Source organism: Variovorax sp. OV329, assembly GCF_900114785.1.
Lineage (GTDB): Bacteria > Pseudomonadota > Gammaproteobacteria > Burkholderiales > Burkholderiaceae_C > Variovorax.
On record NZ_FOUG01000006.1, the window covers coordinates 1 to 19,765 of the forward strand.

Annotated in this window: 20 protein-coding genes; 5 read left to right on the forward strand and 15 right to left on the reverse strand. The window is 69.1% G+C overall.

The window, feature by feature from the left end; translation table 11 throughout:
* Positions 1-115: 115 nt before the first annotated feature.
* Positions 116-1,048, reverse strand: a complete 933-nt coding sequence (locus BM345_RS11545) for a Bug family tripartite tricarboxylate transporter substrate binding protein (protein ID WP_254789713.1) — start codon at positions 1,046-1,048, stop codon at positions 116-118.
* A 156-nt stretch (positions 1,049-1,204) separates the two neighbouring features.
* On the opposite strand from BM345_RS11545, the gene BM345_RS11550 reads away from it, so the two are divergent.
* On the forward strand, positions 1,205-1,723 hold the full coding sequence (locus BM345_RS11550) for a MarR family winged helix-turn-helix transcriptional regulator (RefSeq protein WP_175544975.1): 519 nt from the start codon (positions 1,205-1,207) through the stop codon (positions 1,721-1,723).
* A 12-nt stretch (positions 1,724-1,735) separates the two neighbouring features.
* Here BM345_RS11550 and BM345_RS11555 read toward each other — a convergent pair whose 3' ends face one another.
* The 3 genes from BM345_RS11555 to BM345_RS11565 are packed head-to-tail and all read right to left on the reverse strand — an operon-like array spanning position 1,736 to position 6,158.
* On the reverse strand, positions 1,736-2,863 hold the full coding sequence (locus BM345_RS11555) for a mechanosensitive ion channel family protein (protein ID WP_093379522.1): 1,128 nt from the start codon (positions 2,861-2,863) through the stop codon (positions 1,736-1,738).
* Positions 2,860-5,100 (reverse strand): FUSC family protein, encoded by a 2,241-nt coding sequence (locus tag BM345_RS11560; RefSeq protein WP_093379525.1) that lies wholly within the window; start codon positions 5,098-5,100, stop codon positions 2,860-2,862. Before BM345_RS11560 ends, BM345_RS11555 begins: the two co-directional genes overlap by 4 nt.
* Positions 5,100-6,158: an inositol monophosphatase family protein gene (locus BM345_RS11565; RefSeq protein WP_093379527.1), complete on the reverse strand. Its 1,059-nt coding sequence runs from the start codon at positions 6,156-6,158 to the stop codon at positions 5,100-5,102. Before BM345_RS11565 ends, BM345_RS11560 begins: the two co-directional genes overlap by 1 nt.
* A 119-nt stretch (positions 6,159-6,277) precedes the next feature.
* On the opposite strand from BM345_RS11565, the gene BM345_RS11570 reads away from it, so the two are divergent.
* Complete coding sequence (locus BM345_RS11570; protein ID WP_093380167.1) at positions 6,278-7,054, forward strand: RNA methyltransferase; 777 nt, start codon at positions 6,278-6,280, stop codon at positions 7,052-7,054.
* 43 nt (positions 7,055-7,097) lie between these two features.
* Entirely contained in the window at positions 7,098-7,868 is a 771-nt protein-coding gene (gene cysE / locus BM345_RS11575; RefSeq protein WP_093379530.1) for a serine O-acetyltransferase, read from the forward strand.
* Position 7,869: 1 nt separating this feature from the next.
* On the opposite strand, the gene BM345_RS11580 is transcribed toward cysE, so the two are convergent.
* Entirely contained in the window at positions 7,870-9,162 is a 1,293-nt protein-coding gene (locus tag BM345_RS11580; protein ID WP_093379532.1) for a hypothetical protein, read from the reverse strand.
* Entirely contained in the window at positions 9,159-10,154 is a 996-nt protein-coding gene (locus BM345_RS11585) for a Bug family tripartite tricarboxylate transporter substrate binding protein (RefSeq protein ID WP_093379535.1), read from the reverse strand. Before BM345_RS11585 ends, BM345_RS11580 begins: the two co-directional genes overlap by 4 nt.
* 159 nt (positions 10,155-10,313) lie before the next feature.
* Here BM345_RS11585 and BM345_RS11590 point away from each other — a divergent pair, with 159 nt between their 5' ends.
* The gene (locus BM345_RS11590) at positions 10,314-11,228 is read left to right on the forward strand and encodes a LysR substrate-binding domain-containing protein (protein WP_093379537.1); all 915 of its coding nucleotides are present in this window, start codon (positions 10,314-10,316) and stop codon (positions 11,226-11,228) included.
* Between the two features lie 13 nt (positions 11,229-11,241).
* Here the strand turns inward: BM345_RS11590 and mog are convergent, their stop codons facing one another.
* A complete protein-coding gene (gene mog / locus BM345_RS11595; RefSeq protein WP_093379540.1) occupies positions 11,242-11,832 on the reverse strand; it encodes a molybdopterin adenylyltransferase in 591 nt (196 codons plus the stop codon).
* 20 nt (positions 11,833-11,852) lie between these two features.
* On the reverse strand, positions 11,853-12,506 hold the full coding sequence (yjgA, locus tag BM345_RS11600; protein ID WP_093379542.1) for a ribosome biogenesis factor YjgA: 654 nt from the start codon (positions 12,504-12,506) through the stop codon (positions 11,853-11,855).
* A gap of 83 nt (positions 12,507-12,589) precedes the next feature.
* On the opposite strand from yjgA, the gene pmbA reads away from it, so the two are divergent.
* Positions 12,590-13,963 carry a metalloprotease PmbA gene (pmbA, locus tag BM345_RS11605; RefSeq protein ID WP_093379545.1) on the forward strand — a complete coding sequence of 458 codons (1,374 nt, stop codon included), beginning with the start codon at positions 12,590-12,592 and terminating at the stop codon, positions 13,961-13,963.
* A gap of 24 nt (positions 13,964-13,987) precedes the next feature.
* Here pmbA and BM345_RS11610 read toward each other — a convergent pair whose 3' ends face one another.
* From BM345_RS11610 to ybiB, 7 genes are all read right to left on the reverse strand, one after another.
* A complete protein-coding gene (locus BM345_RS11610; protein WP_093379547.1) occupies positions 13,988-14,473 on the reverse strand; it encodes an NUDIX domain-containing protein in 486 nt (161 codons plus the stop codon).
* An 8-nt stretch (positions 14,474-14,481) separates the two neighbouring features.
* Entirely contained in the window at positions 14,482-14,931 is a 450-nt protein-coding gene (locus BM345_RS11615) for a GatB/YqeY domain-containing protein (RefSeq protein ID WP_093379549.1), read from the reverse strand.
* A 122-nt stretch (positions 14,932-15,053) separates the two neighbouring features.
* A complete protein-coding gene (gene rpsU / locus BM345_RS11620; RefSeq protein WP_007833691.1) occupies positions 15,054-15,266 on the reverse strand; it encodes a 30S ribosomal protein S21 in 213 nt (70 codons plus the stop codon).
* Positions 15,267-15,378: 112 nt separating this feature from the next.
* Positions 15,379-16,614, reverse strand: a complete 1,236-nt coding sequence (locus BM345_RS11625; protein WP_093379552.1) for a BaiN/RdsA family NAD(P)/FAD-dependent oxidoreductase — start codon at positions 16,612-16,614, stop codon at positions 15,379-15,381.
* A gap of 60 nt (positions 16,615-16,674) precedes the next feature.
* On the reverse strand, positions 16,675-17,805 hold the full coding sequence (locus BM345_RS11630; protein ID WP_093379554.1) for a sterol desaturase family protein: 1,131 nt from the start codon (positions 17,803-17,805) through the stop codon (positions 16,675-16,677).
* A gap of 175 nt (positions 17,806-17,980) precedes the next feature.
* A complete protein-coding gene (gene cobA / locus BM345_RS11635; RefSeq protein WP_093379557.1) occupies positions 17,981-18,790 on the reverse strand; it encodes a uroporphyrinogen-III C-methyltransferase in 810 nt (269 codons plus the stop codon).
* Positions 18,791-18,794: 4 nt separating this feature from the next.
* Complete coding sequence (gene ybiB, locus BM345_RS11640; protein WP_093379559.1) at positions 18,795-19,763, reverse strand: DNA-binding protein YbiB; 969 nt, start codon at positions 19,761-19,763, stop codon at positions 18,795-18,797.
* Positions 19,764-19,765 lie beyond the last annotated feature (2 nt).

Below are 19,765 nucleotides of genomic sequence, written 5' to 3' on the forward strand. Positions count from 1 at the left end.
AGCACCGGGGACACCGGGCCGAAGCTCGCGTCGCGCCCGCCGTAGCAGCCCAGGTCGGCAAAGCCCAGGTCGTCGGCCACGATGAAGATGAAGTTCGGACCTTGCATGGTGTCGATCAGGGCTGGTAGCCGGACTTGCGCACCACCGGCGCCCACTGCTCGCGGAAGGCCTTGAGCATCGCCACGGTCTGGGCCTGGGTGGCGGCCACCGGCGTCATCAGCGAATCGTTGAAGGTCTTGACCGTGGCCGGATCCTTCATCACCTCGTAGATGGCCTTGGACAGCAACTGCACCTTCTGCGGCGGCATGCTGGTGGGCGCGAAGAAGGCGTTCCAGCCGGTGGCGGCGAGGTCCAGCCCGCTCTCCTTGAAGGTGGGGATCTTGGGCGCGAATGGCGAGCGCCTGGCGCCCGACATCGCCAGGATGCGGATCTTGCCGGCCTCGTGCTGCGGCAGCGCCACGTCGAAGGTGTCGAAGGCGATGGGGATCTGCCCGCCGATCAGGTCGGTGAGCAGCGGCGCCGAGCCCCGGTAGCCCACCACCTGGCCCTGCACGCCGGCCTTTTCGGCCGTCATCAGCGCGAAGAAGTGCGGCAGGCTGCCGGTGGCCGGCACGCCGAAGTTGGCCTTCTCGGGGTTGGCGCGCATCCAGGCCAGCAGGTGATTGAGTTCCTTCACAGGCACCGCGGTGGACACCGAAAGGGCGAACTCGTAGTCGTTGACATGCGAGACCGGCACGAAGTCCTTCTCGCCGTCGTAGCCGTTGTCCTTGAAGACCAGGGGCGCCACCAGCATCACCGCCGGGTTGGCCAGCATCAGCACGTTCTGGCCGGCCGGCGTCAGCTTCACCTGCTGCGCGGCCAGGCGGCCGCCGGCGCCGGTCTTGTTGTCCACCACCACCGGCACGCCCAGCTTGGGCCCGAGCTTGTCGGCCACGATGCGCGCCACCTTGTCGGAGGCGCCGCCGGGCGCGAAGCCCACCACGATGCGAAGCGGCCCGTCCAGCGTCTGTGCCTGCAGGCCGGTGCCGGCGGTGGCGAGGGTGGCCAGGCCGAGGCCGGCGATTAGGCTGCGAAAGGTCTTGCGCAGGTACACGGTGCGTCTCCTTGTTGTGGCGTTTCGCTGCGCGCGCCGCGGCGCGCAGCCCGCCACTGTAGGACCGCGACAATCGATTGTTCAAATCAACTGCTTTGCGGAGTTACCCCGATGGCCGAGAAGCCCGGCGCAGGCCCCCTGCTCGACGACCTGCTGCTCTACCGCCTCAGCCGCCTGCTGGCAGTGGGCGGCAGCCCGGTGATACGGCTGTGCGAGGGGCGATTTGGCATCACCCGGCGCGAATGGCGGGTGCTGGCCACGCTGGCGGAGCATGGCGGCGACGGCCTGGGCTCCTCGCAACTGGCCGAGGTGGCGCAGCTGGACCGGGCCCGCACCTCCCGCGCGATCGGCTCGCTGGCGGCCAAGGGGCTGATCTCGCGCAGCCAGCCCGGCGGCGACCGGCGCCAGGTGATGCTGCGGCTGACGGACGCGGGGCGCGCCATCCACGACCAGCTCTTCCCGCTGGTGCAGGAAATCAATTCGCAGCTGATGTCGGTGCTCACGCCGCAGGCGGCGCGGCAATTCGACGAATCGCTCGCACGGCTGCAGGCGCAGGCCGAGGCGCTGCTCCCGGCAGCGGCCGACCTGCCGAAGGCCGACCGGCGCCGGCGCGCCGCTTCTGGCGTGTGAGCGCGGCGGCGCTCAGCCGGCGCTGGCGCTGCGCCCCGCAGGCGCCGCCTGCACGCCTTGTACGGACGCGTCCTGCTGCAAGGCGGCCTGCGGCAGCAGCGCGTCCTTGCCGATGCGCAGCTGCGGCAGGTGCTGCGGGTATTCGCGCTGCATGAAGTCGATCAGCCCTTCGCGGATGCGGCAGCGCAGATCGAAGGCCCTGCCCGAGCTGGAGGCAGTGGCCAGCGCCCGCAGCTGCATGGTGCGCTCGGTGGTGTCGGTCACCTGCAGCACGAAGGTGCGGCCGTCCCACTCGGGCGCGGCGCGCACGATGCGTTCGAGCTCGGTGCGCAGCGGCGCGATGGGCATGCCGAAGTCCACGAAGAAGAACACCGAGCCCAGCAGCTGCGAGCTGCTGCGCGTCCAGTTCTGGAAAGGCTTCTCGATGAAGTAGGACAGCGGCAGGATCAGGCAGCGCTCGTCCCAGATGCGCAGCACGACGAAGGTTCCGGTGATCTCCTCCACCCGGCCCCACTCGCCCTCGACCACCAGCACGTCGTCGATGCGGATGGGCTGTGCCAGCGCCAGTTGCAGCCCGGCGATCAGGTTGCTGAACACCGGCTTGGCCGCCAGGCCGGCGACGATGCCGATCACCCCCGCCGATGCCAGCAGGCTCGCGCCCACCTGCCGCGCGCCCGGGAAGGTCATCAGCATCATCGAGGCGGCGGCCACCAGCATCACGCTGATGGCCGTGCGCGCCAGCACCCGGCCCTGCGTGTGCAGGCGCCGCGCCTGCAGGTTGTCCGCGACGTTGGACGGGTAGCGCGAGAGGAAGCCGTCGGTGAAGCCGTTGATGGCCCGCGTGAGCAGCCAGGCCACCGCCGCGATCAGCAGCAGGCCGTTGAGATGGCGCACGCTGCCGATGCCGCGCAACTCGTCGGGCGCGGCCTGCCAGACCATCTGCAGCCCGATCAGCGGCAGCACCCAGCGTGCCGGCGAGCGGCTCTTGCCCACCATGGCGTACAGGCCCGGAAGATCGCGCGTGACGCGCAGCAGGAGCAGCCCGCCGATGCGGTGGACGATGAGCGCCACCACCACGGTGACCAATGCCGCCGTCAGGCTGGGGAACCAGGGGTGCGAAACGATCGCCTGTCCGTTCATGTCGCTTGTTCTTCCTCCGCGGTGGATTGCAGGACGCGGGTCGCGTCCTCGCGCAGCTGCAGCGCGATGCGGGTGGCAAAGTCCAGCCGGCGCAGCAGCCAGGGGCTGATGTCGTTCTCGAAGGGGTCGGGCAGCGAGATAGGCCCGCCGGCGCTGGGCGTCACCGGCGCGCCGGCCTCCATGGGCGCGAGCGCCGTCTCGTCGAAGGGCGCAGTCAGCGCCTTCTCGATGCGGTCGGCGGTGCGCTCCAGCGGGCCCTCGACCTCGGCCGGCGTGAGGCGGTCGCGGCGCAGCACCAGCATCGATTTCACCGCGCTCAGCTGGGCCAGCAGCTGGTAGCTGTGCGCCTGCAGGTATTCCAGCGGTGCCAGTGGCGGGCGCACCGCGCGCGGCTCGGAGATGGAGCGCTGCGTGGCTTGCACCAGGGCCGACAGGCTGTCGTAGGCTTCGCGTCGCGCGAGGCGCCAGGAAAGCTCGGGCGCGTCGTCGGCGGCCTTCAGCTGCCCTAGCCCCAGTGCCAGCTTGGCGTGACGCGCCTGCGCGCGCATGGAGCGGGCGACCAGTGCCGGCAGCTGGTGGCGCTCCCACGAGGGCAGCACGTAGCAGAAGGCCCAGGCCAGGCCGGCGCCGATCAGCGTGTCGGCCAGGCGCTCGAACAGCGCGAAGGTGGGTGCCATGCCGGCGTTCAGCAGGTGCGCCTGCACCAGGCCAAGCACGGTAGCCGCCACCGAGGTGATGAGGTAGCGCCGCACGGCGAAGCCATGCGCCACCGCCTGCGCCACGCTCACGCTCACCAGCAGTGCGACGGCCGACGGATGTGCCGACAGCAGCGCCGTGGCCAGCACGCAGCCCAGCAGGGTGCCGGCGACGCGGTGGTTGCGCCGCTCCAGCGTCTGCGAGAGGCTGCCGCGCAGCACCACCACGATGGTCAGCAGGATCCAGTAGTCGTGCGAGCCCCAGGGCAAAGCCACCGCGATCCCGTAGCCGGCGGCGATGGCCAGCGCGGCGCGGATGGCATGGCGCAGCGGTGGTGCGTCCCAGCGCCAGACGTTGAGGAAGGGCGCGATCGACCAGTCGGTGGGACTGACGAACATCTTCCAGCCGGCGCGCACCACGGTCAGGTCGGGCGGCGTGTCGCCGCGGGCGATGGAAGTCAGGCGCAGCACGTCGTCGTTGAGGTGGCCGATGCGGTTGGCCATGCCGCGCGCCAGCAGCGCCGGCGTGGGGCCCATGCGGCCGTCGGCCGCCGGTCCCTGGTCGAGCGGAATCCGGATCTCGGCCAGGTGCGGGCGGCGGTCCAGCGGCGCGTCGGGCTGGCGGCCCAGCAGCAGCGCGTCGGCCAGGGCTGCCGTCTCGCCGGCCAGCTCCTGCAGCACGAAGCGCATCTCCCGCAGCACCTGGGCGCCGTGGGGGTGGGCGACGAGCGCCTCCAGGTCCAGCTCGGTGGCCACCAGGTGGTCGCGCATCTCCAGCGCGATCATCAGCATCGCCGCCAGCTGCTGGCGCCGGGGCGTGCGCGGCGACTCCAGTACGATGTCGCGCGCCGCCTGCAGCTGGTCGGCCAGCTGCGCCTGGTCGCGCAGCAACTGCCCCAGGATGGGCGCACCGACCTCGCGCACGTCGTCGGCTTCGTCGGGGGCGCAGAACTGCCGGGCCTGCGTGCGCATGAGCGCGGCCAGCGAAAAGAGCACGTCGGCGGTGAACTGCACGCGGTAGCGCGCATTGAGGGCCGAGTTGGCCAGCACCGCCCACACCACGTACAGCCCCGCGCCCAGGCCGAAGTGCTGGGTGTTCGTCCAGGCCACGTGCCAGTCCGGCGGCGCCGGCGTGGCCATGGAGAAGATCATGGAGAACATCACCGCGATGGCGATCGGGATGCCGCGTTTGCCCCAGGCCATGGCCAGGAAGGCGAAGAAGGTGGCCGGCACCAGCAGCAGGCCCAGCTCCAGCGGCTTGCCATGCAGCATCTGCACCGCGAAGAACAGCGGCAGGCCCAGCAGGGGCGCCGGCAGCATCTGGTAGAACTTGCCGCGCCTCGGCGCGGCAAGGTCGGGCGGTGCGGTGACCAGCACGCCCACCGAGGCGGTGGCGCCGGCCACCGGGCCCAGGAAGTAGTGCACCGCGGCCGAGATCAGCGCCAGGCCGAACGCGACCGAGATGCCGTTGGTGACGTAGTAGCTCAGGGCGACGCGCACCGCCGCGCGTACTCGCCGCGCCGCGGCGCTTGGCGCCTGCATCACTTGCCGGAGTTGGGGTCCGTGGGGGTCGCGCTGCGCGAGCGGATCAGCTTGCGTGGCGCGGGCGCTGCAGCGGCCTGGGCGGGCTCGCCTTGCCCGGCCGCACCCTCGGCGTCCTCGGGCTGCTGCAGCGACACGGTGCTGCGGGCGTAGATGTCGGCGTCGGCGTCCTCGGCGCGGCCGGACTGGCGGGCCGCGCCTGCGCTGACCTCGCGCATGCGGTCGGAGGCGTTGAGCTTGTCGTCGACACCGGCGAACTTCGAGTATTTGGCCAAGAGCGGCACCAGCTGGCCGTAGATGCGCGGTGCACCGGCCAGGCATTCGCGCTGGTCGAGGAAGTCGGGTTCGCCGGTGAAGTTGCCGATCAGGCCGCCGGCCTCGGTCACCAGCAGCGAGCCGGCCGCCACGTCCCAGATGTTCAGGCCGGTCTCGAAGAAGGCGTCGGAGAAGCCCGCCGCCACGTAGGCCAGGTCCAGCGCGGCGGCGCCGGGGCGGCGCAGGCCGGCGGCGCGCGGCATCAGGTCGGCCATGATGGCCAGGTACTGCTTGAAGTTGTCGCCGGTGCGGAAGGGAAAGCCGGTGGAGATCAGGCACTCGTTCAGGCGGGTGCGCTTGCTCACGCGGATGCGGCGCTCGTTCACGTAGGCGCCGCGGCCCTTGGTTGCGGTGAACAGGTCGTTGCGGGTCGGGTCGTAGATGACGGCCTGCTCGATCTTGCCCTTCACCGCCAGGGCGATGGAGACGCAATAGACCGGGAAGCCGTGAATGAAGTTGGTGGTGCCGTCCAGCGGATCGATGATCCACACATAGTCGGAATCCTGCGCGCCATGCTCGCGGCCCGATTCCTCGGCCAGGATGCCGTGGCCGGGGTAGGCGGTCAGCAGTGTCTCGATGATCACGGCCTCGCTGGCATGGTCGACTTCGGTGACGAAGTCATTGACCTGCTTTTGCGAGATGCGCACGGCTTCGACGTCGAGCGCGGCGCGATTGATGATGGCGCCGGCGGCGCGGGCGGCCTTGATGGCCACGTTGAGCATGGGGTGCAGGTTGGACGACATGAATTTTGTGAAGAGCGGGGCCAGGAAGCCGGGAGCGGCCCGGCGATGCGGGCGGCGACAATGGGCCCAGATTTTACCCGGAGCCCCCTTTTGGCGGCAGTTCCCCTGATTTGTTCCCCATGCGCACCCGTTTCATCCTGATCCAGACCAGCCACGCCGGCAACGTGGGCGCGGCCGCCCGCGCCCTTCGCACCATGGGGTTCGACGACCTGGTGCTGGTCGCGCCGCGCTGGCCCAACGTGCTCAGGCGCGAGGAAACCATCCAGCGCGCCAGCGGCGCCCTGGACGTGCTGGCCAAGGCCCGCATCGTGCAGACGCTGGACGAGGCGCTGGACGGCGTCACCCACCTGTGCGCCACCGCCATGATCCCGCGCGACTTCGGCCCGCCCACCCGCAGCCCGCGCGAGCACCTGGGCCCGCTGGGCGTGCAGAAGGACCAGCACGTGGCCTTCCTGTTCGGCTCCGAGCGTTTCGGCATGCGCAACGAGGATGTCTACCGCTGCAACGTGGCGCTGCGCATTCCCACCGACCCCAGCTTCGGCTCGCTCAACCTGGGCGCGGCGATCCAGGTGGTGGCCTACGAATGGCGGATGGCGCTGGGCGGCTTCGAGGCCGAACCCGACGCCGCCACCGGAACGCCGGACCCGGTCGCCGCCGATGCCAAGGCCGTGGCCGGCATGCTGGAGCATTGGGAGCGCTCGCTGGTGAGCATCGGCTTCCTGGACCCCAAGGCGCCCAAGAAGCTGATGCCGCGGCTGCAGCAGCTGTTCAACCGGGCCCAGCCCACGCAGGAGGAGATCCACATCCTGCGCGGCATCGCCAAGCTGATGGCCGAGCCCCAGCGGCCGGCAGCGCCTGCCACCGACGTGGAGCCCCCACCGCCTGCAAGCGATTGAAGCCGGCGATAGACTCGCGGCCCCATAACGATATAGCCCCAAGATGTTTGATCGCCTGCGCTCCGACATTCGTTGCATCCTGGAGCGGGACCCGGCGGCCCATTCGGCCTTCGAGGTCCTGACGCTCTATCCCGGCCTGCACGCCGTGATGCTTCATCGTCCGGCGCACTGGTGTTGGAACCACGGGGCGAAGTGGCTGGGCAACTTCATCGCGCACCTGGGGCGCTGGCTCACCGGCATCGAGATCCACCCCGGCGCGAAGATCGGCAACCGCGTCTTCTTCGACCATGCGATGGGCGTGGTGGTGGGCGAGACCGCCGAGATCGGCGACGGCTGCACCATCTACCAGGGCGTGACCCTCGGCGGCACCTCGCTCTACAAGGGCACCAAGCGGCACCCCACGCTGGGCCGCGACGTGGTGGTGGGCGCGGGCGCCAAGGTGCTGGGCGGCTTCACCGTGGGCGACGGCGCGCGCATCGGCTCCAACGCGGTGGTCACGCGGCCCGTGCCGGCGGGCGCCACGGCGGTGGGCATTCCGGCGCGCATCATCCCGGCCGGCGAGGCGCAGCTGCGCGACAAGGTGGAAGGGCGCGAGGGCGCCTTCGCCGCCTACGGCGTGACGCAGGGCGACGACCCGCTGTCGCTGGCCATGCGCGGGCTCATCGACAGTGCCTCCACGCAGGACAGGCAGATCGCCCTCCTGTGGCAGGCCATCGAGAAGCTCTCGCAGCAGCAGCGCGACTGCGTGCCCGACGAGGCGGCGCGCAAGGAATGCTTCGAGGCCCAGAAGCTCACGGAGCTGGTGGGCAAGTAGGCTAGCCGCCCACGATCGCCGACACGTCCAGCACGTACATCTGCCGCATCGACTCGTGGACCGAGTCGATGCACACGGCCTGGCCGTCGTGCCGCCAGCGGGGATGCAGGTCGCAGCGGTTCTCCTTGCCCAGCTCGGGCGTGGCGAAGAAGCTGCCCAGGTCGTGGCGCCGGCCGGTCTGCATGTCGTAGAGGAATAGCACCCGCTCGTGCGTGTTCGCATCGGGGTAGGTGTCGCTCAGCAGCCAGCGCTTGTCCGTGGGCGAGAAGCTCATGTGGCCGTTCTCGACCAGCACGCCTTCGCCCAGCACCTGCACCTCGCCGCCTTCGCTGTCCGTGTAGAGGTGATAGTGGATGCGCCCCGCATGCGGTCCCCACACGACGATGGTCCGGTCGTCGCGCCACAGCGGGTGAGAGATCTGATATTCGGACTTCTCGTAGTCGAAGGTGCCGACCGCGTCGGCGTCGAAGTGGTGGCCCAGCTGCGGCAGCGGATGGTCGGAGCATTCGAGCAGCCGCATGTCCGAGCCGTCGGGGTTCATCGTGATGAGGCGGTGCAGGAAGCAAGTCTCGTCTTCCACTCGCTCGGTCCAGCGGTGCAGCAGCAGCACGCGCGACGACGACGGGTGGATCTCGATGTGGCTGACCCAGTGGATGGCGCGTTCCATCGAGGTGCGCGGATGGAAGTTGCGCAAGGCCGCGTAGCTCGCCACCAGCTGCGTCTCGCCCGTGGCGAGGTCCATGTGATGGATGCCGTCCCCGGCCGGCGCCAGCGGAATGTCGAAGGGTCCGCCGTCCTCGCTGTAGCCGATAGTCTCGTGCGTGCGGTACAGGCGATGGTAGTCCACGCATAGCGCGTAGCGGCTGTCCGGCGCGACCACATAGATGGGCATGGGGAGCTGCCGCGCGCTGCCACGGTCCACGTCGAAGATGGTGGCGCCGAAGCCGGGGTAGATGGCATTGGCGTCGCTGGTGCGCTGGTTGTAGATGACCTGCCGCCCCGGCGCGCCGTCCAGCCATTGCAGCTGGCTGCCCATCTGCCAGTTCCAGGCGCCGGTGGTGTCCAGCAGGTGGAAGCGGTCGCCGTCCTCCAGGTCGAAATAGCCGATGCCGGCGCGAAGCCCGGGCGTGAGCTGCTCGGTCATCCAAGGCACCTGCTGCGCCAACAGGTAGCGGCCGCTGCGGTCCCAGGGGCTCTTGTCGTAGTAGCCGAAGAAGTGATGCGCGCCGCTGGCGGAGCCGATTCGGCGGCAGGGGACGGGAGAAGAAGGATTCATCGATTGCGTGCGTGTCATTCCACCGTGACGTGGCCGTCGCGGATCACTTTGTCCCAGCGCGCCTTTTCTGCGGTGATGAAGCGCGCCGCCTCGTCGCGGGTGTTGGCCACCGGGGTCATGCCCTGGTCCTCCAGGCTCTTCCTGAAGTCCGGCGACTGCTCGATCTTGCGGATGTCCGCGTTGAGCTTGTCCAGGATGGCGTCGGGCACCTTGGCGCCGGCAGCCACCGTGGTCCAGGAGGTGGCGACGAAGGCCGGGTAGCCGGACTCCGCCGCGGTGGGCACGTTGGGCAGCACCGGCAGGCGCGTCTTACCCGTGACCGCCAGCGCCTTGAGCTTGCCGCTTTGCAGGTAGCTCAGCAGCGTGGGCGGGTTCTCGAACATGAGCTGGATCTGCCCGGCCACCAGGTCGCTCAGCGCCGCCGCGCTGCCCTTGTAAGGCACGTGCGTGATCGGCGCATCGGCCACCTGCTTGTACAGCTCGCCCATCATGTGCACGGACGAGCCCACGCCGGCTGAGCCGAAGTTCAGCGTGTTGGGCTTGCTTCGCGCGAGGGCCGTGAGCTCGCGCAGGTTGCTGGCCGGTACGGCGGGGTTGGCCACCACCACGTGCGGCATCTCGGCCAGCACGGTGATCACCTTCAGGTCGGTGGCTGGGTTGTAGTTGAGCTTGGGAAACACGCCGTAGGTCGCATGCAGTCCGATGGAGCCCAGCAGCAGCGTGTAGCCGTCGGCCGGCGCATCGGCCACCGACTTGCCGCCGATGTGGCCGCCGGCACCGGGCCGGTTGTCGACCACCACCGGCTGCCCGTAGAGCTTGCCGAGCCGGTCGGCCAGCAGGCGCGCCTGCAGGTCGGAGCTGCCGCCTGCGGTGAAGGGCACCACCAGCTTGATGGTGCGGTTGGGGTAGTCGGACTGCGCGGCTGCGAAAGGCGCCGCCGACAACAGGCTTACCGCCAGCCCCAGACCGAGTGCCTGGCGGCGCTGCAGAATTTTCACGACGTTTCTCATGCGTTCTCCCTTTGCGAAGCGGCTCCTGCCCCTGGTTCCGAGGAACAAGACTCGGCGGCAGTTTAGGAAGACGGCATCATTCTGGAAAATTCAAATTCGTTGCCGACCTATGCAAAATGGATATAGCTTCGGCGTCGAAGACAACACCGGAGGCCTGCCATGACCCGCCCCTTGAACTTCCGCCAGATCGAGGCCTTCCAGGCCGTGATGCAAAGCGGCACCACCACCGCCGCGGCCGCGCTGCTGCACACCACGCAGCCCTCGGTGAGCCGGCTGATCGCGCAGGTGCAGGGCGCCACCGGCCTGAAGCTCTTCGACAACCACAAGGGGCGCCTGCGGCCCACGCGCGAGGCGCAGGCCCTGTTCGACACGGTGCGGCAGCACTTCCTGGGGCTGGACCGCATCGAGCGCAGCGTCGTGGCGCTGCGCAAGTTCGGTGCCGGCACCCTGCGCCTGGCCTGCACGCCGGCCCTGGCCCTGAGCCTGATGCCCAAGGCGGTCCATGCCTTTTCCCAGCAGCATCCGGACGTGCACATCAACCTGCAGACGGTGGGCACGCACGCGCTTCGCGAAGGGCTGGTGCATGGCCAGTTCGACCTGGGCCTGACCACCTCGGCACTGGAGCACGACCAGATCGACATCGAGGTGCTGCACCGCGCGCAGGTGGTGTGCGTGATGCATCCCAAGCATCCGCTGGCGAGCAAGAAGGATGTGCACGTGCGCGACATGCGTGGCCAGATGCTGCTCACGCTCAATGCCGACGACGAGATCCAGCAGCCCTTCGTCCGCACGCTGCAGGAGTTCGGTGTGGAGCCCGCCGGCACTGTGGAGACCACCTACTCGGGCACCATCTGCATGATGGCCGCGCAGGGCACGGGCATCGGCGTGGTCAATCCCTACGTGGCCTCGGTGTTCGCGCACGAGCTGCGCATCCTGCCGCTGCAGCCGCGCTTCGGCGTGTCGGTGTCCATGGCCTTCGCGCCGCAGGCGGCGCCTTCGGCCATGGCCGACCGCTTCGCGAGCCTGCTGCGCGAGCGGCTGCGCGACTTCGCCGGCGCGAAGAACGCGGCCTGAGCGGCCGTCCGGCTCAGGCTTCGAAAGTGCGGATCGCGGCCTTGGGCCGCCAGACCTTGCACACCTCGGGATTGCCTTCGAGGTAAGGCCCGCCGATCAGGTCGATGCAGTAGGGCACCGCGGCGAAGATGCCCGCAACGACCTGCTCGCCGTTCTCGTCCTTGAGGCCTTCCAGCGTCTCGGCGATGGACTTGGGCTGGCCCGGCAGGTTGATGATCAGGCTCTGGCCGCGGATCACGGCCACCTGGCGCGAGAGGATGGCCGTGGGCACGAAGTGCAGGCTGATCTGGCGCATCTGCTCGCCGAAGCCTGGCATTTCCTTGTCGGCCACCGCCAGCGTGGCTTCGGGCGTGACGTCGCGCAGGGCCGGGCCTGTGCCGCCGGTGGTCAGCACCAGCGCGCAGCCGGCGTCCACCAGCTCGACCAGGGCCTGGCTGATCTGCGCCTGGTCGTCGGGGATGAGGCGCGGCTCGAAGCTCAGAGGGTTCTTCAGTGCACGCGAGAGCCAGTCGCGCAGCGCGGGCAGGCCCTTGTCCTCGTAGACGCCGCTGGAGGCGCGGTCGCTGATGGAGACGATGCCGATCTTGACGGGGTCGTAGTTCATGTCTTTGCTGGCTGCCTGCTTCAGGCGTCTTCTTCTCGGGATTGCTCGGCGCCCTGCGCAGCGTGGTCTTCGCCGCCATGCACTGCCAGTTGCTCGCGCACCAGCTGGAAGATGTCGCGGTAGGCGCGGCCTTGGCGCGGCGCTTCGCCGGGGGCGCCGGTCTTGTGGTCCTTGCGGGCCTGGCGCACGAGGGCGCGCAGTTGCTGGGCATCGGTGGCGGGATGGGTCTCGATCCAGGCGCCCAGCGCATCGTCGTCGGCAACGAGGCGGTCGCGCCAGGCTTCGGCTTCGTGCAGGGCGGCGGTGGCCTGCGCATTGGGGCGGTCCTGCGCATCGAGCGCCGCACGCACGGCGTCCAGCACCTCGGAGGTCTGCTTGCGCATCAGCTTGCCGATGAACTGCATCTGGCGGCGCTTGCCCTCGAAGTTGGTAATGCGGCGCGCTTCCACGATGGCGTCGCGCAGACGGTCTTCCAGCGCGAGCTCCTCGAAGGCGCGGCCGCGCAGGTTCAGCAGGGCTTCGCCGAGGGCCTGCAGCTCGGTGCTCTCGCGCTTGAGGTCGGTGCGGCTGACGTCGTTGCCCTTGAGTTCGCGCTTGAGCTCGAGGTCGAGTTCGCTGCCTTCGGCAACGAATTCACCGCGCACGAAATAGCCTTTTTTGGGTTTGCGGGGCATGGTGGTCTGATTCTTCTCTGGAGGGCCCGTGGGTGGCACGCGCTCGGCGCGGCCGGGTGGGCCCAAGTATCATTGTCCTCCACATGCCTTCTACCTCTACCTCGCGCGCCGAGGGTGGCTTCGCCTACAGCCGCTCCCACTTCGAAAACCTGGTCGACACCGCCCTGGCCCACGCCAAGAAATTGGGCGCCACCGACGCCGGCGCGGAGGCCTCCGAGGGCTGCGGCCTGAGCGTCTCGGTGCGCAAGGGCGAATTGGAGAACGTCGAGCGCAACCGCGACAAGTCGCTGGGCGTAACGGTGTACGTCGGCCAGCGCCGCGGCAATGCCAGCACCTCCGACTTCTCCGAGGCCGCCATCCACCAGACGGTGCAGGCGGCCTACGACATTGCCCGCTTCACCGCAGAAGACCCGGTAGGCGGCCTGCCGGACGAGGAAGACATCGTGCGCGAGCAGCCCGAGCTGGACCTGTTCCACCCCTGGGCCGTCACCAGCGAGGAAGCCGCGAAGTTGGCGCTGGAGTGCGAGGCCGCGGCCCTGTCCACCGACAAGCGCATCACCAACAGCGAAGGCGCCGGCGTCTCGGCCCAGCAGAGCCATTTCTTCAGCGCCCACACGCATGGCTTCCGGGGCGGCTACGCCAGCTCGCGCCATTCGATCTCGGTGGCGCCCATTGCCGGGCGCGGCAACGACATGCAGCGCGACGCCTGGTACAGCTCCATGCGCTCGGCCGACGATCTGGCCAGCCCGCAGGCCGTGGGCCGCTACGCCGCCGAGCGGGCGCTCAGCCGCCTGAAGTCGCGCAAGATCAAGACCACCGAATGCCCGGTGCTGTTCGAGTCGCCCCTGGCGGCCGGCCTGCTGGGCTCGCTGGTGCAGGCCACCAGCGGCGGCGCCCTGTACCGCAAGAGCACCTTCCTGCTCGATTCGCTGGGCAAGAAGGTGCTGCCCGACCACATCAGCGTGGACGAAGACCCGCACGTGCGCGGCGGCAAGGGCAGCGCGCCCTTCGACGACGAAGGCGTGGCCACCAGGGCGCGCAAGATCGTGGACGCCGGCCGTCTGGAAGGCTACTTCCTGTCGACCTACTCGGCCCGCAAGCTGGGCATGAAGACCACCGGCAACGCCGGCGGCTCGCACAACCTGACCCTGCGCTCGTCCCTCACCAAGCCCGGGGACGACCTGGATGCCATGCTCGAGAAGCTGGGCACGGGCCTGTTCGTCATCGAGCTGATGGGGCAGGGCGTGAACTACGTGACGGGTGACTACTCGCGCGGTTGCAGCGGGTTCTGGGTGGAGAAGGGCCGCATCGCCTTCCCGGTGCAGGAGATCACCATCGCCGGCAACCTCAAGGACATGCTGCTGGGCATCCAGGCGGTGGGCGCCGACGCCTACACCTACGGTGCCAAGACCACCGGCTCCATCCTGCTCGACCGGCTGAAGGTGGCGGGCAGCTGAAGCTGCCCCACTCCGGGGCGCTCGTCAGGCCGATGGCTTGCCGGCGGCCGTCAGCACCGTCCAGGCCTCGCGCACGCGGGCGATGGTCTGCAGGTAGGGGGTGATGAAGCCCTGCGGCTCCTCCCCGGGCGCCAGCCAGGAGAAGTCGAACACCAGGCCGTCTTCCTCGGGGCTGCCCGTGGCCACGTGCTCGAAGCGTTCGGGCAGCGGCCCCTCGGCGCGCATCAGGTACAGGTGCCACAGCTGGGGGTGGCGGTGCTTGTTGCCCTCCACGCCGGCGGGGCATTCACGGTCCAGCGTGCCCAAGGGATGCAGGGGGCCGGTAAAGCGGATGCCCGATTCCTCCAGCAGCTCGCGCCGCACCGCGTCTTCCGGCGCCTCGCCCGGCTCCACGGTGCCCTTGGGCAGCTGCATGTTGCGGTCGCCCGGGTGGTGGAACACCAGCAGGCGGCCCGCCTCGTCCACCAGGCAGGCGCAGGCCTTGTGGACGACGGGGCGGGTCTGGCTCATGGCCCGGCTCAGGCGCCCGTGAGGGCCGCCTTGACCGCCGCGCTGACCTGGCCCATGTCGGCCTTGCCCGCCAGGCGGGTCTTCACCGCGCCCATCACCTTGCCCATGTCGCCCGGGCCGCTGGCACCCAGCTCGGCCACGATGGCCTTCACCTCGGCGGTGATCTCGTCGGCGCCCATGCGCTGGGGCAGGTAGGCGTCCAGCACCTTGATCTCGGCGGATTCCTTGTCGGCCAGGTCCTGGCGGCCACCCTGGGTAAAGGCGGCGACCGAGTCCTTGCGCTGCTTCACCATCTTGTCGATCACGGCCACGACCTGGGCGTCGTCCAGCTCGATGCGCTCGTCCACTTCCTTCTGCTTGAGCGCAGCCATCAGGAGGCGGATGGTGGCCAGGCGTTCCGAGTCCTTGGCGCGCATGGCGGTCTTCATGTCTTCGGTGATCTGGTCCTTGAGGCTCATGGCGGGATTCCTTGGTTGTTCTGTTGTGTTTGCGAAGGCAGAAATGACAAGAGCCGCGGCAGGATCTCCCTGGCGCGGCTCGAAACCGGCGGCGGCACGGGGCCGTCGCAGGATGCCAGCTTTTAGTACAGCTTCTTGGGCAGCTGCATGCTGCGCACGCGCTTGTAGTGGCGCTTGACGGCCGCAGCCTTCTTGCGCTTGCGCTCGGCGGTCGGCTTTTCGTAGAACTCGCGGGCACGCAGGTCGGTCAGCAGGCCCAGCTTCTCGATGGTGCGCTTGAAGCGGCGCAGTGCAACGTCGAAGGGCTCGTTTTCTTTAACGCGGATGGTGGTCATTTAGCTCGGGTTTTGAAACATTGGCCCAGTCAAGATCGTGACCCGGGCGGGGGTTCCTCAACTGAAAACGGATGTGGCCGTTGAGGTGGGGCCAAAAAGTGTTAGCCGGCAATTATAGCCCGGTTTGTGAAGCTGCGGCCATGCCTTGCGCACAAGCCGCCGCGCTGGCCCAGGCCCACTGGAAGTTGTAGCCGCCCAGCCAGCCGGTCACGTCCACCACTTCCCCAATGAAATACAGGCCCGGCTGCTTCGATTCCAGGGTCTGGGAGGACAGGTCCCGCGTGTCCACCCCGCCAGCGGTCACTTCCGCCTTCTTGTAGCCCTCGGTGCCGCTGGGCGTGATCTGCCAGCGGCCGATGCGCTCGGCCAGCTGGGCCAGCGCCTTGTCGGCCGCCTCGTTGACGGGGCGGGACAGCGCCGGGTCCTGGCCCACCCAGGCGTCCGCCAGGCGGGAAGGCACCCATTGGGCCAGCTCGTTGGCGATGCGCTTCTTCGAGCGCAGCTTGGCCTCGCGCAGCTCGGTGTCGATCTGCACGCCCGGCGCGAAATCCAGGGTGAGCGGGGCGCCGGGCTTCCAGTAGCTGGAGATCTGCAGCACCGCCGGGCCCGAGAGCCCGCGGTGGGTGAAGAGCAGGTCTTCCAGGAAGCTCATGCGTTCCTTCTTGGCACCGGTCTCGATCTGAACCGGCAGGGCCAGCCCGGCCAGGTCGGCGTAGGGCGCCCACGCGTCGCCGCCGAAGGTCAGTGGCACCAGCGCCGGGCGCGGCTCCACCACCCGCAGGCCGAACTGCGTGGCGATGCGGTAGCCGAAGTCACTGGCGCCGATCTGCGGGATCGACAGGCCGCCCGTGGCCACCACCAGTTGCGGCGCCCGCACCTCGCCGCGCGAGGTCTGCAGCGTGTAGCCCTCGCCGGCGGCATAGGCGACCGCGTCCACCTTGCAGGGCTGCCAGTGCGTGACGCCGCCCTGGGCGCACTCGGCCAGCAGCATGTCGATGATCTGCTGCGAGGGGCCGTCGCAAAAGAGCTGGCCCTTGTGCTTCTCGTGATAGGCGATGCCGTGCTTTTCCACCAGCTCGATGAAGTGCTGCGGCGTGTAGCGCGACAGCGCCGAGCGGCAGAAGTGCGAGTTCTCGCCCACGAAGTGGCGCTGCGGCGCGCGCACGTCCAGCTCCCGGTTGGTGAAATTGGCGCGGCCACCGCCCGAGATGCGGATCTTCTCGGCAATGCGCTCGGCGTGGTCCAGCAGCAGCACCTTCAGGCCGCGCTGGCCGGCCTGCGCCGCGCAGAAAAGGCCGGCGGCGCCGGCGCCGATGACGATGGCGTCGAAGGAAGACGGGGAACTCATGGGCCGTATTCGAACACGACGGCCAAGCGCGGCCGCCCGAGCCGCTGTGCCCTCGGCCCCTCAGCCCTTCCAGACGAAGGGAAACTTCAGCTGCTTGAAGAAGCCGTTGGGCACGTAGTCTCCCACCACGCCGTAGTGCTCGGGCCAGAGCCGGTCGCTCTTGACCGCGGTGCCGAAGAGGTAGTCGAGGAAGGCGTAGTGCGCGGCGTAGTTCTTGTCGATCGCCTCGTCGTCCTGGCTGTGGTGCCAGTGGTGGAAGTTGGGCGTGACGATGATGTAGCGCAGCGGCCCCAGCCGCACGCTCACGTTGCAGTGGTTGAACACCGCCTGGAAGCCCACCACCACGATGTAGGCGTCGATCACTTCCTTGCTGAAGCCCAGCACGTAGATGGGCGCCAGCACCAGCGTGCGGGTGATGAGCAGCTCCAGGATGTGCTGGCGCGAGCCCGCGAGCCAGTCCATGCTCTTGACGCTGTGGTGCACCGCATGCAGGCGCCACAGCAGCGGCACCTCGTGGTAGCCGCGGTGCGTCCAGTACTGCACCAGGTCGGCCACCAGGATGATCAGCAGCAGCCCGGCCCAGAAGGGCAGCCCGGCGATCCAGCCGCGCACGCCGTCGTTGGCGGCCCAACCGAAGAAGCGGTGCACCATGAGGTTGGTGGCCAGCAGCACGAAGCCCACGATCATGTGGTTGACCACGAAGTGGTGGAAGTCGGTCTGCCACTCGGCTCGGAACACCGGCTGGTCCTTGCGGTGCGCGAACAGCTTCTCGATGAAGATGAAGATCAGCGAGGAGCCCAGCAGGTCGAGGATGAACCAGTCCAGGCCGATGTAGGGCGTGCCGTCGGCGAAGTCGTTCACCGGGACCTTGTGGCCGCCCAGCAGGGCCGAGAGCACCACCAGCAGGAAGGCGATCGACGACAGCCAGCGCGTGCGGTTGAAGATGATGTTGACCAGCGAGAGCCCGCCCGAGATGACCATGGCCGTGAGCAGCACGTAGCGCATCACGTCCACGTTGTAGCCCTTGCGCAGTTCGGGCGTGCTCAGGTACTGCGGGAAATGGAACACCAGCACGCCCAGGAAGCACAGCGCCGCCAGGATGATCGCGATGGTGCCGGTGACCATGCCATGGCCGCGCCGCAGCTCGCCGTGGCTCTCGGCGAGTTCGTTCAGTTTCTCGAGTTCGAGCATTGTTGTTTTCTCCTCGCTCCGTCTGCGCCTCGGATGGATGGGCGCGACGGATTATCGGCCGTGGCGCACGGCAGGGGGAGGGGAATAGTTACGCTGGCACGGGTGAAAGCCGCAACGGCTGCGCGCCGCTGGCTCTTCGATTGGAAGGGGCCTCTCCGGCCCTCGTACCCGGTCCTCAGTCGCCGTTGGCCAGGCGGCGGGGCAGTTCCGCATCCACCGCTGCAGCGCCGCGCACCACGTCGCCCACCACGATGACGGCCGGGCTGCCGAAGCCTTCCTGCGCCAGGTCGTTGGCCAGCCGGCCCAGGGTGGTGGTCAGCTGGCGCTGGTGCGCCAGGCTTGCATGCTGGACCACGAGGACGGGGGTATCCGCGGCCAGGCCATGCAGCAGTTCCTGCTGGATGTGGTGCGCGCCGGTGATGCCCATGTAGATCACGAGCGTCAGCCGCGCGTCGCGCGCGGTGGCGGCCAGGGCGCGCCAGTCGGTGGGGTGCTCGGTGGCCGCGTGGCCGGTCTTGGCATGGCCGGTGACGAACACCACGCCCTGCGCGTGGTCGCGATGCGTCAGCGGTACGCCCAGCGCAGTGACGGCAGCCAGGCCGGCGGTGATGCCGTTGACCACGGCGCATTCGATGCCTTCCTCGCGCAGGTGCTCGACCTCTTCGCCGCCGCGGCCGAAGATGAAGGGGTCTCCGCCCTTGAGGCGCACCACGTGCTCGCCCTCGCGCACCGCCGTGATCATCAGCTTCTCGATGAAGGACTGGGGCGTGCTCTTGCAGCCGCCGCGCTTGCCCACGTGGACGATGCGCGCGTCCGGCCGCGCGTAGGCGCTGACGATCTCGTCGTTCACCAGGTCGTCGACCAGCAGCACCGTGGCGGCCTGGATGGCCTTCACGGCCTTGAGCGTCAGCAGTTCCGGATCGCCGGGGCCGGCGCCCACCAGCGTGCAGCTGCCTTGGAGGGGGGAAGAGGCAAGGTGGTTCATCGCGTCAGGCGGCCTGTGTGGCGCTTGTCTTGTCGTGGGAAGAAATCGGGCTCGAAGGGAATCGCATCAGCCGTGCCAGCTCCAGCACATGGCCAACCTGGCGCGAGATCGCTTCGGGCACCGGCAGCGCGCCCTCCAGCACGCGGCGCGTGTAGTCGACGGTGCTGTCCAGGTCGATGGCTTCCGGCAGGCCGGGCACGTCGGACTGGGTGCCGGCCTGCTGGGCCTGCAGCTCGATGCGTCGGCCCTCGATGAAACCGTCCACCTGCGCGGTGCGGCGCGGGTCGGCCACGCTCTCGCCTTCGAGGCCGCGTGAGAGCAGGGCGTTCATCTGCATGAGCGCGAAGGTCTCGGCCATCGATTCGGCGTAGGCGGGATGGGTGTAGCTGCTGATCAGCAACTGGTTGGTGCCCTGGGCCGGCAGCATCAGCTTGACGACGCTGTGGCCGGGGTTGCGCAGGCCCACCACCTGGCGGACGTCCAGCAGGCGCTTCAGGCCTGGCAGCAGCAGTTCGGTGCTGACATGTGCGACTTCGCCCTCGGCGACTGCGCGCACGGAAGTCAGCGGTGCCACACCCAGGGCTTCGAGCACCGAGGCGGCGGTGACGCGGCGTGCCTCCGTCTGGCTGCCATGAAGCAGCACTGGCAGCCCTTCGCGCCCCAGCAACTGGGCCAGCAGCGGGGTGAGCACCGGCAGCTTGCGCGCGCCGTTGTAGCTGGGGATCACGACCAGGGGCTGGCCCTGCGCCGCGGGCAAGCGCGCCAGCCGCTCGTGCGTGGCATCCAGGAAACCGCCCAGCTCCTCGGGCGTCTCGCCCTTGATCCGCATGGCCAGGCAGAAGGCGCCCACTTCCAGGTCGGTGACGGTGCCGTCCAGCACCTGGCCGAACAGGTCGCGGGCGTGTTCACGCGCGAGCGGCTTCGCGCCGCGCGCGCCGCGCCCGATTTCCTTGATGTAGTGGCTGATTCCCATGG

What these genes read in the sequence shown, in the direction of transcription:
- cysE (WP_093379530.1), top strand. Translation starts at nt 7,098, where the DNA reads ATGTTTGATCGCCTGCGCTCCGACATTCGTTGCATCCTGGAGCGGGAC.
- BM345_RS11580 (WP_093379532.1), bottom strand. Translation starts at nt 9,162, where the DNA reads ATGACACGCACGCAATCGATGAATCCTTCTTCTCCCGTCCCCTGCCGC.
- BM345_RS11555 (WP_093379522.1), bottom strand. Translation starts at nt 2,863, where the DNA reads ATGAACGGACAGGCGATCGTTTCGCACCCCTGGTTCCCCAGCCTGACG.
- BM345_RS11615 (WP_093379549.1), bottom strand. Translation starts at nt 14,931, where the DNA reads ATGAGCCTCAAGGACCAGATCACCGAAGACATGAAGACCGCCATGCGC.
- BM345_RS11570 (WP_093380167.1), top strand. Translation starts at nt 6,278, where the DNA reads ATGCGCACCCGTTTCATCCTGATCCAGACCAGCCACGCCGGCAACGTG.
- BM345_RS11560 (WP_093379525.1), bottom strand. Translation starts at nt 5,100, where the DNA reads ATGCAGGCGCCAAGCGCCGCGGCGCGGCGAGTACGCGCGGCGGTGCGC.
- BM345_RS11610 (WP_093379547.1), bottom strand. Translation starts at nt 14,473, where the DNA reads ATGAGCCAGACCCGCCCCGTCGTCCACAAGGCCTGCGCCTGCCTGGTG.
- pmbA (WP_093379545.1), top strand. Translation starts at nt 12,590, where the DNA reads ATGCCTTCTACCTCTACCTCGCGCGCCGAGGGTGGCTTCGCCTACAGC.
- BM345_RS11585 (WP_093379535.1), bottom strand. Translation starts at nt 10,154, where the DNA reads ATGAGAAACGTCGTGAAAATTCTGCAGCGCCGCCAGGCACTCGGTCTG.
- BM345_RS11550 (WP_175544975.1), top strand. Translation starts at nt 1,205, where the DNA reads ATGGCCGAGAAGCCCGGCGCAGGCCCCCTGCTCGACGACCTGCTGCTC.
- ybiB (WP_093379559.1), bottom strand. Translation starts at nt 19,763, where the DNA reads ATGGGAATCAGCCACTACATCAAGGAAATCGGGCGCGGCGCGCGCGGC.
- cobA (WP_093379557.1), bottom strand. Translation starts at nt 18,790, where the DNA reads ATGAACCACCTTGCCTCTTCCCCCCTCCAAGGCAGCTGCACGCTGGTG.
- BM345_RS11565 (WP_093379527.1), bottom strand. Translation starts at nt 6,158, where the DNA reads ATGTCGTCCAACCTGCACCCCATGCTCAACGTGGCCATCAAGGCCGCC.
- BM345_RS11590 (WP_093379537.1), top strand. Translation starts at nt 10,314, where the DNA reads ATGACCCGCCCCTTGAACTTCCGCCAGATCGAGGCCTTCCAGGCCGTG.
- yjgA (WP_093379542.1), bottom strand. Translation starts at nt 12,506, where the DNA reads ATGCCCCGCAAACCCAAAAAAGGCTATTTCGTGCGCGGTGAATTCGTT.
- BM345_RS11630 (WP_093379554.1), bottom strand. Translation starts at nt 17,805, where the DNA reads ATGCTCGAACTCGAGAAACTGAACGAACTCGCCGAGAGCCACGGCGAG.
- rpsU (WP_007833691.1), bottom strand. Translation starts at nt 15,266, where the DNA reads ATGACCACCATCCGCGTTAAAGAAAACGAGCCCTTCGACGTTGCACTG.
- BM345_RS11625 (WP_093379552.1), bottom strand. Translation starts at nt 16,614, where the DNA reads ATGAGTTCCCCGTCTTCCTTCGACGCCATCGTCATCGGCGCCGGCGCC.
- mog (WP_093379540.1), bottom strand. Translation starts at nt 11,832, where the DNA reads ATGAACTACGACCCCGTCAAGATCGGCATCGTCTCCATCAGCGACCGC.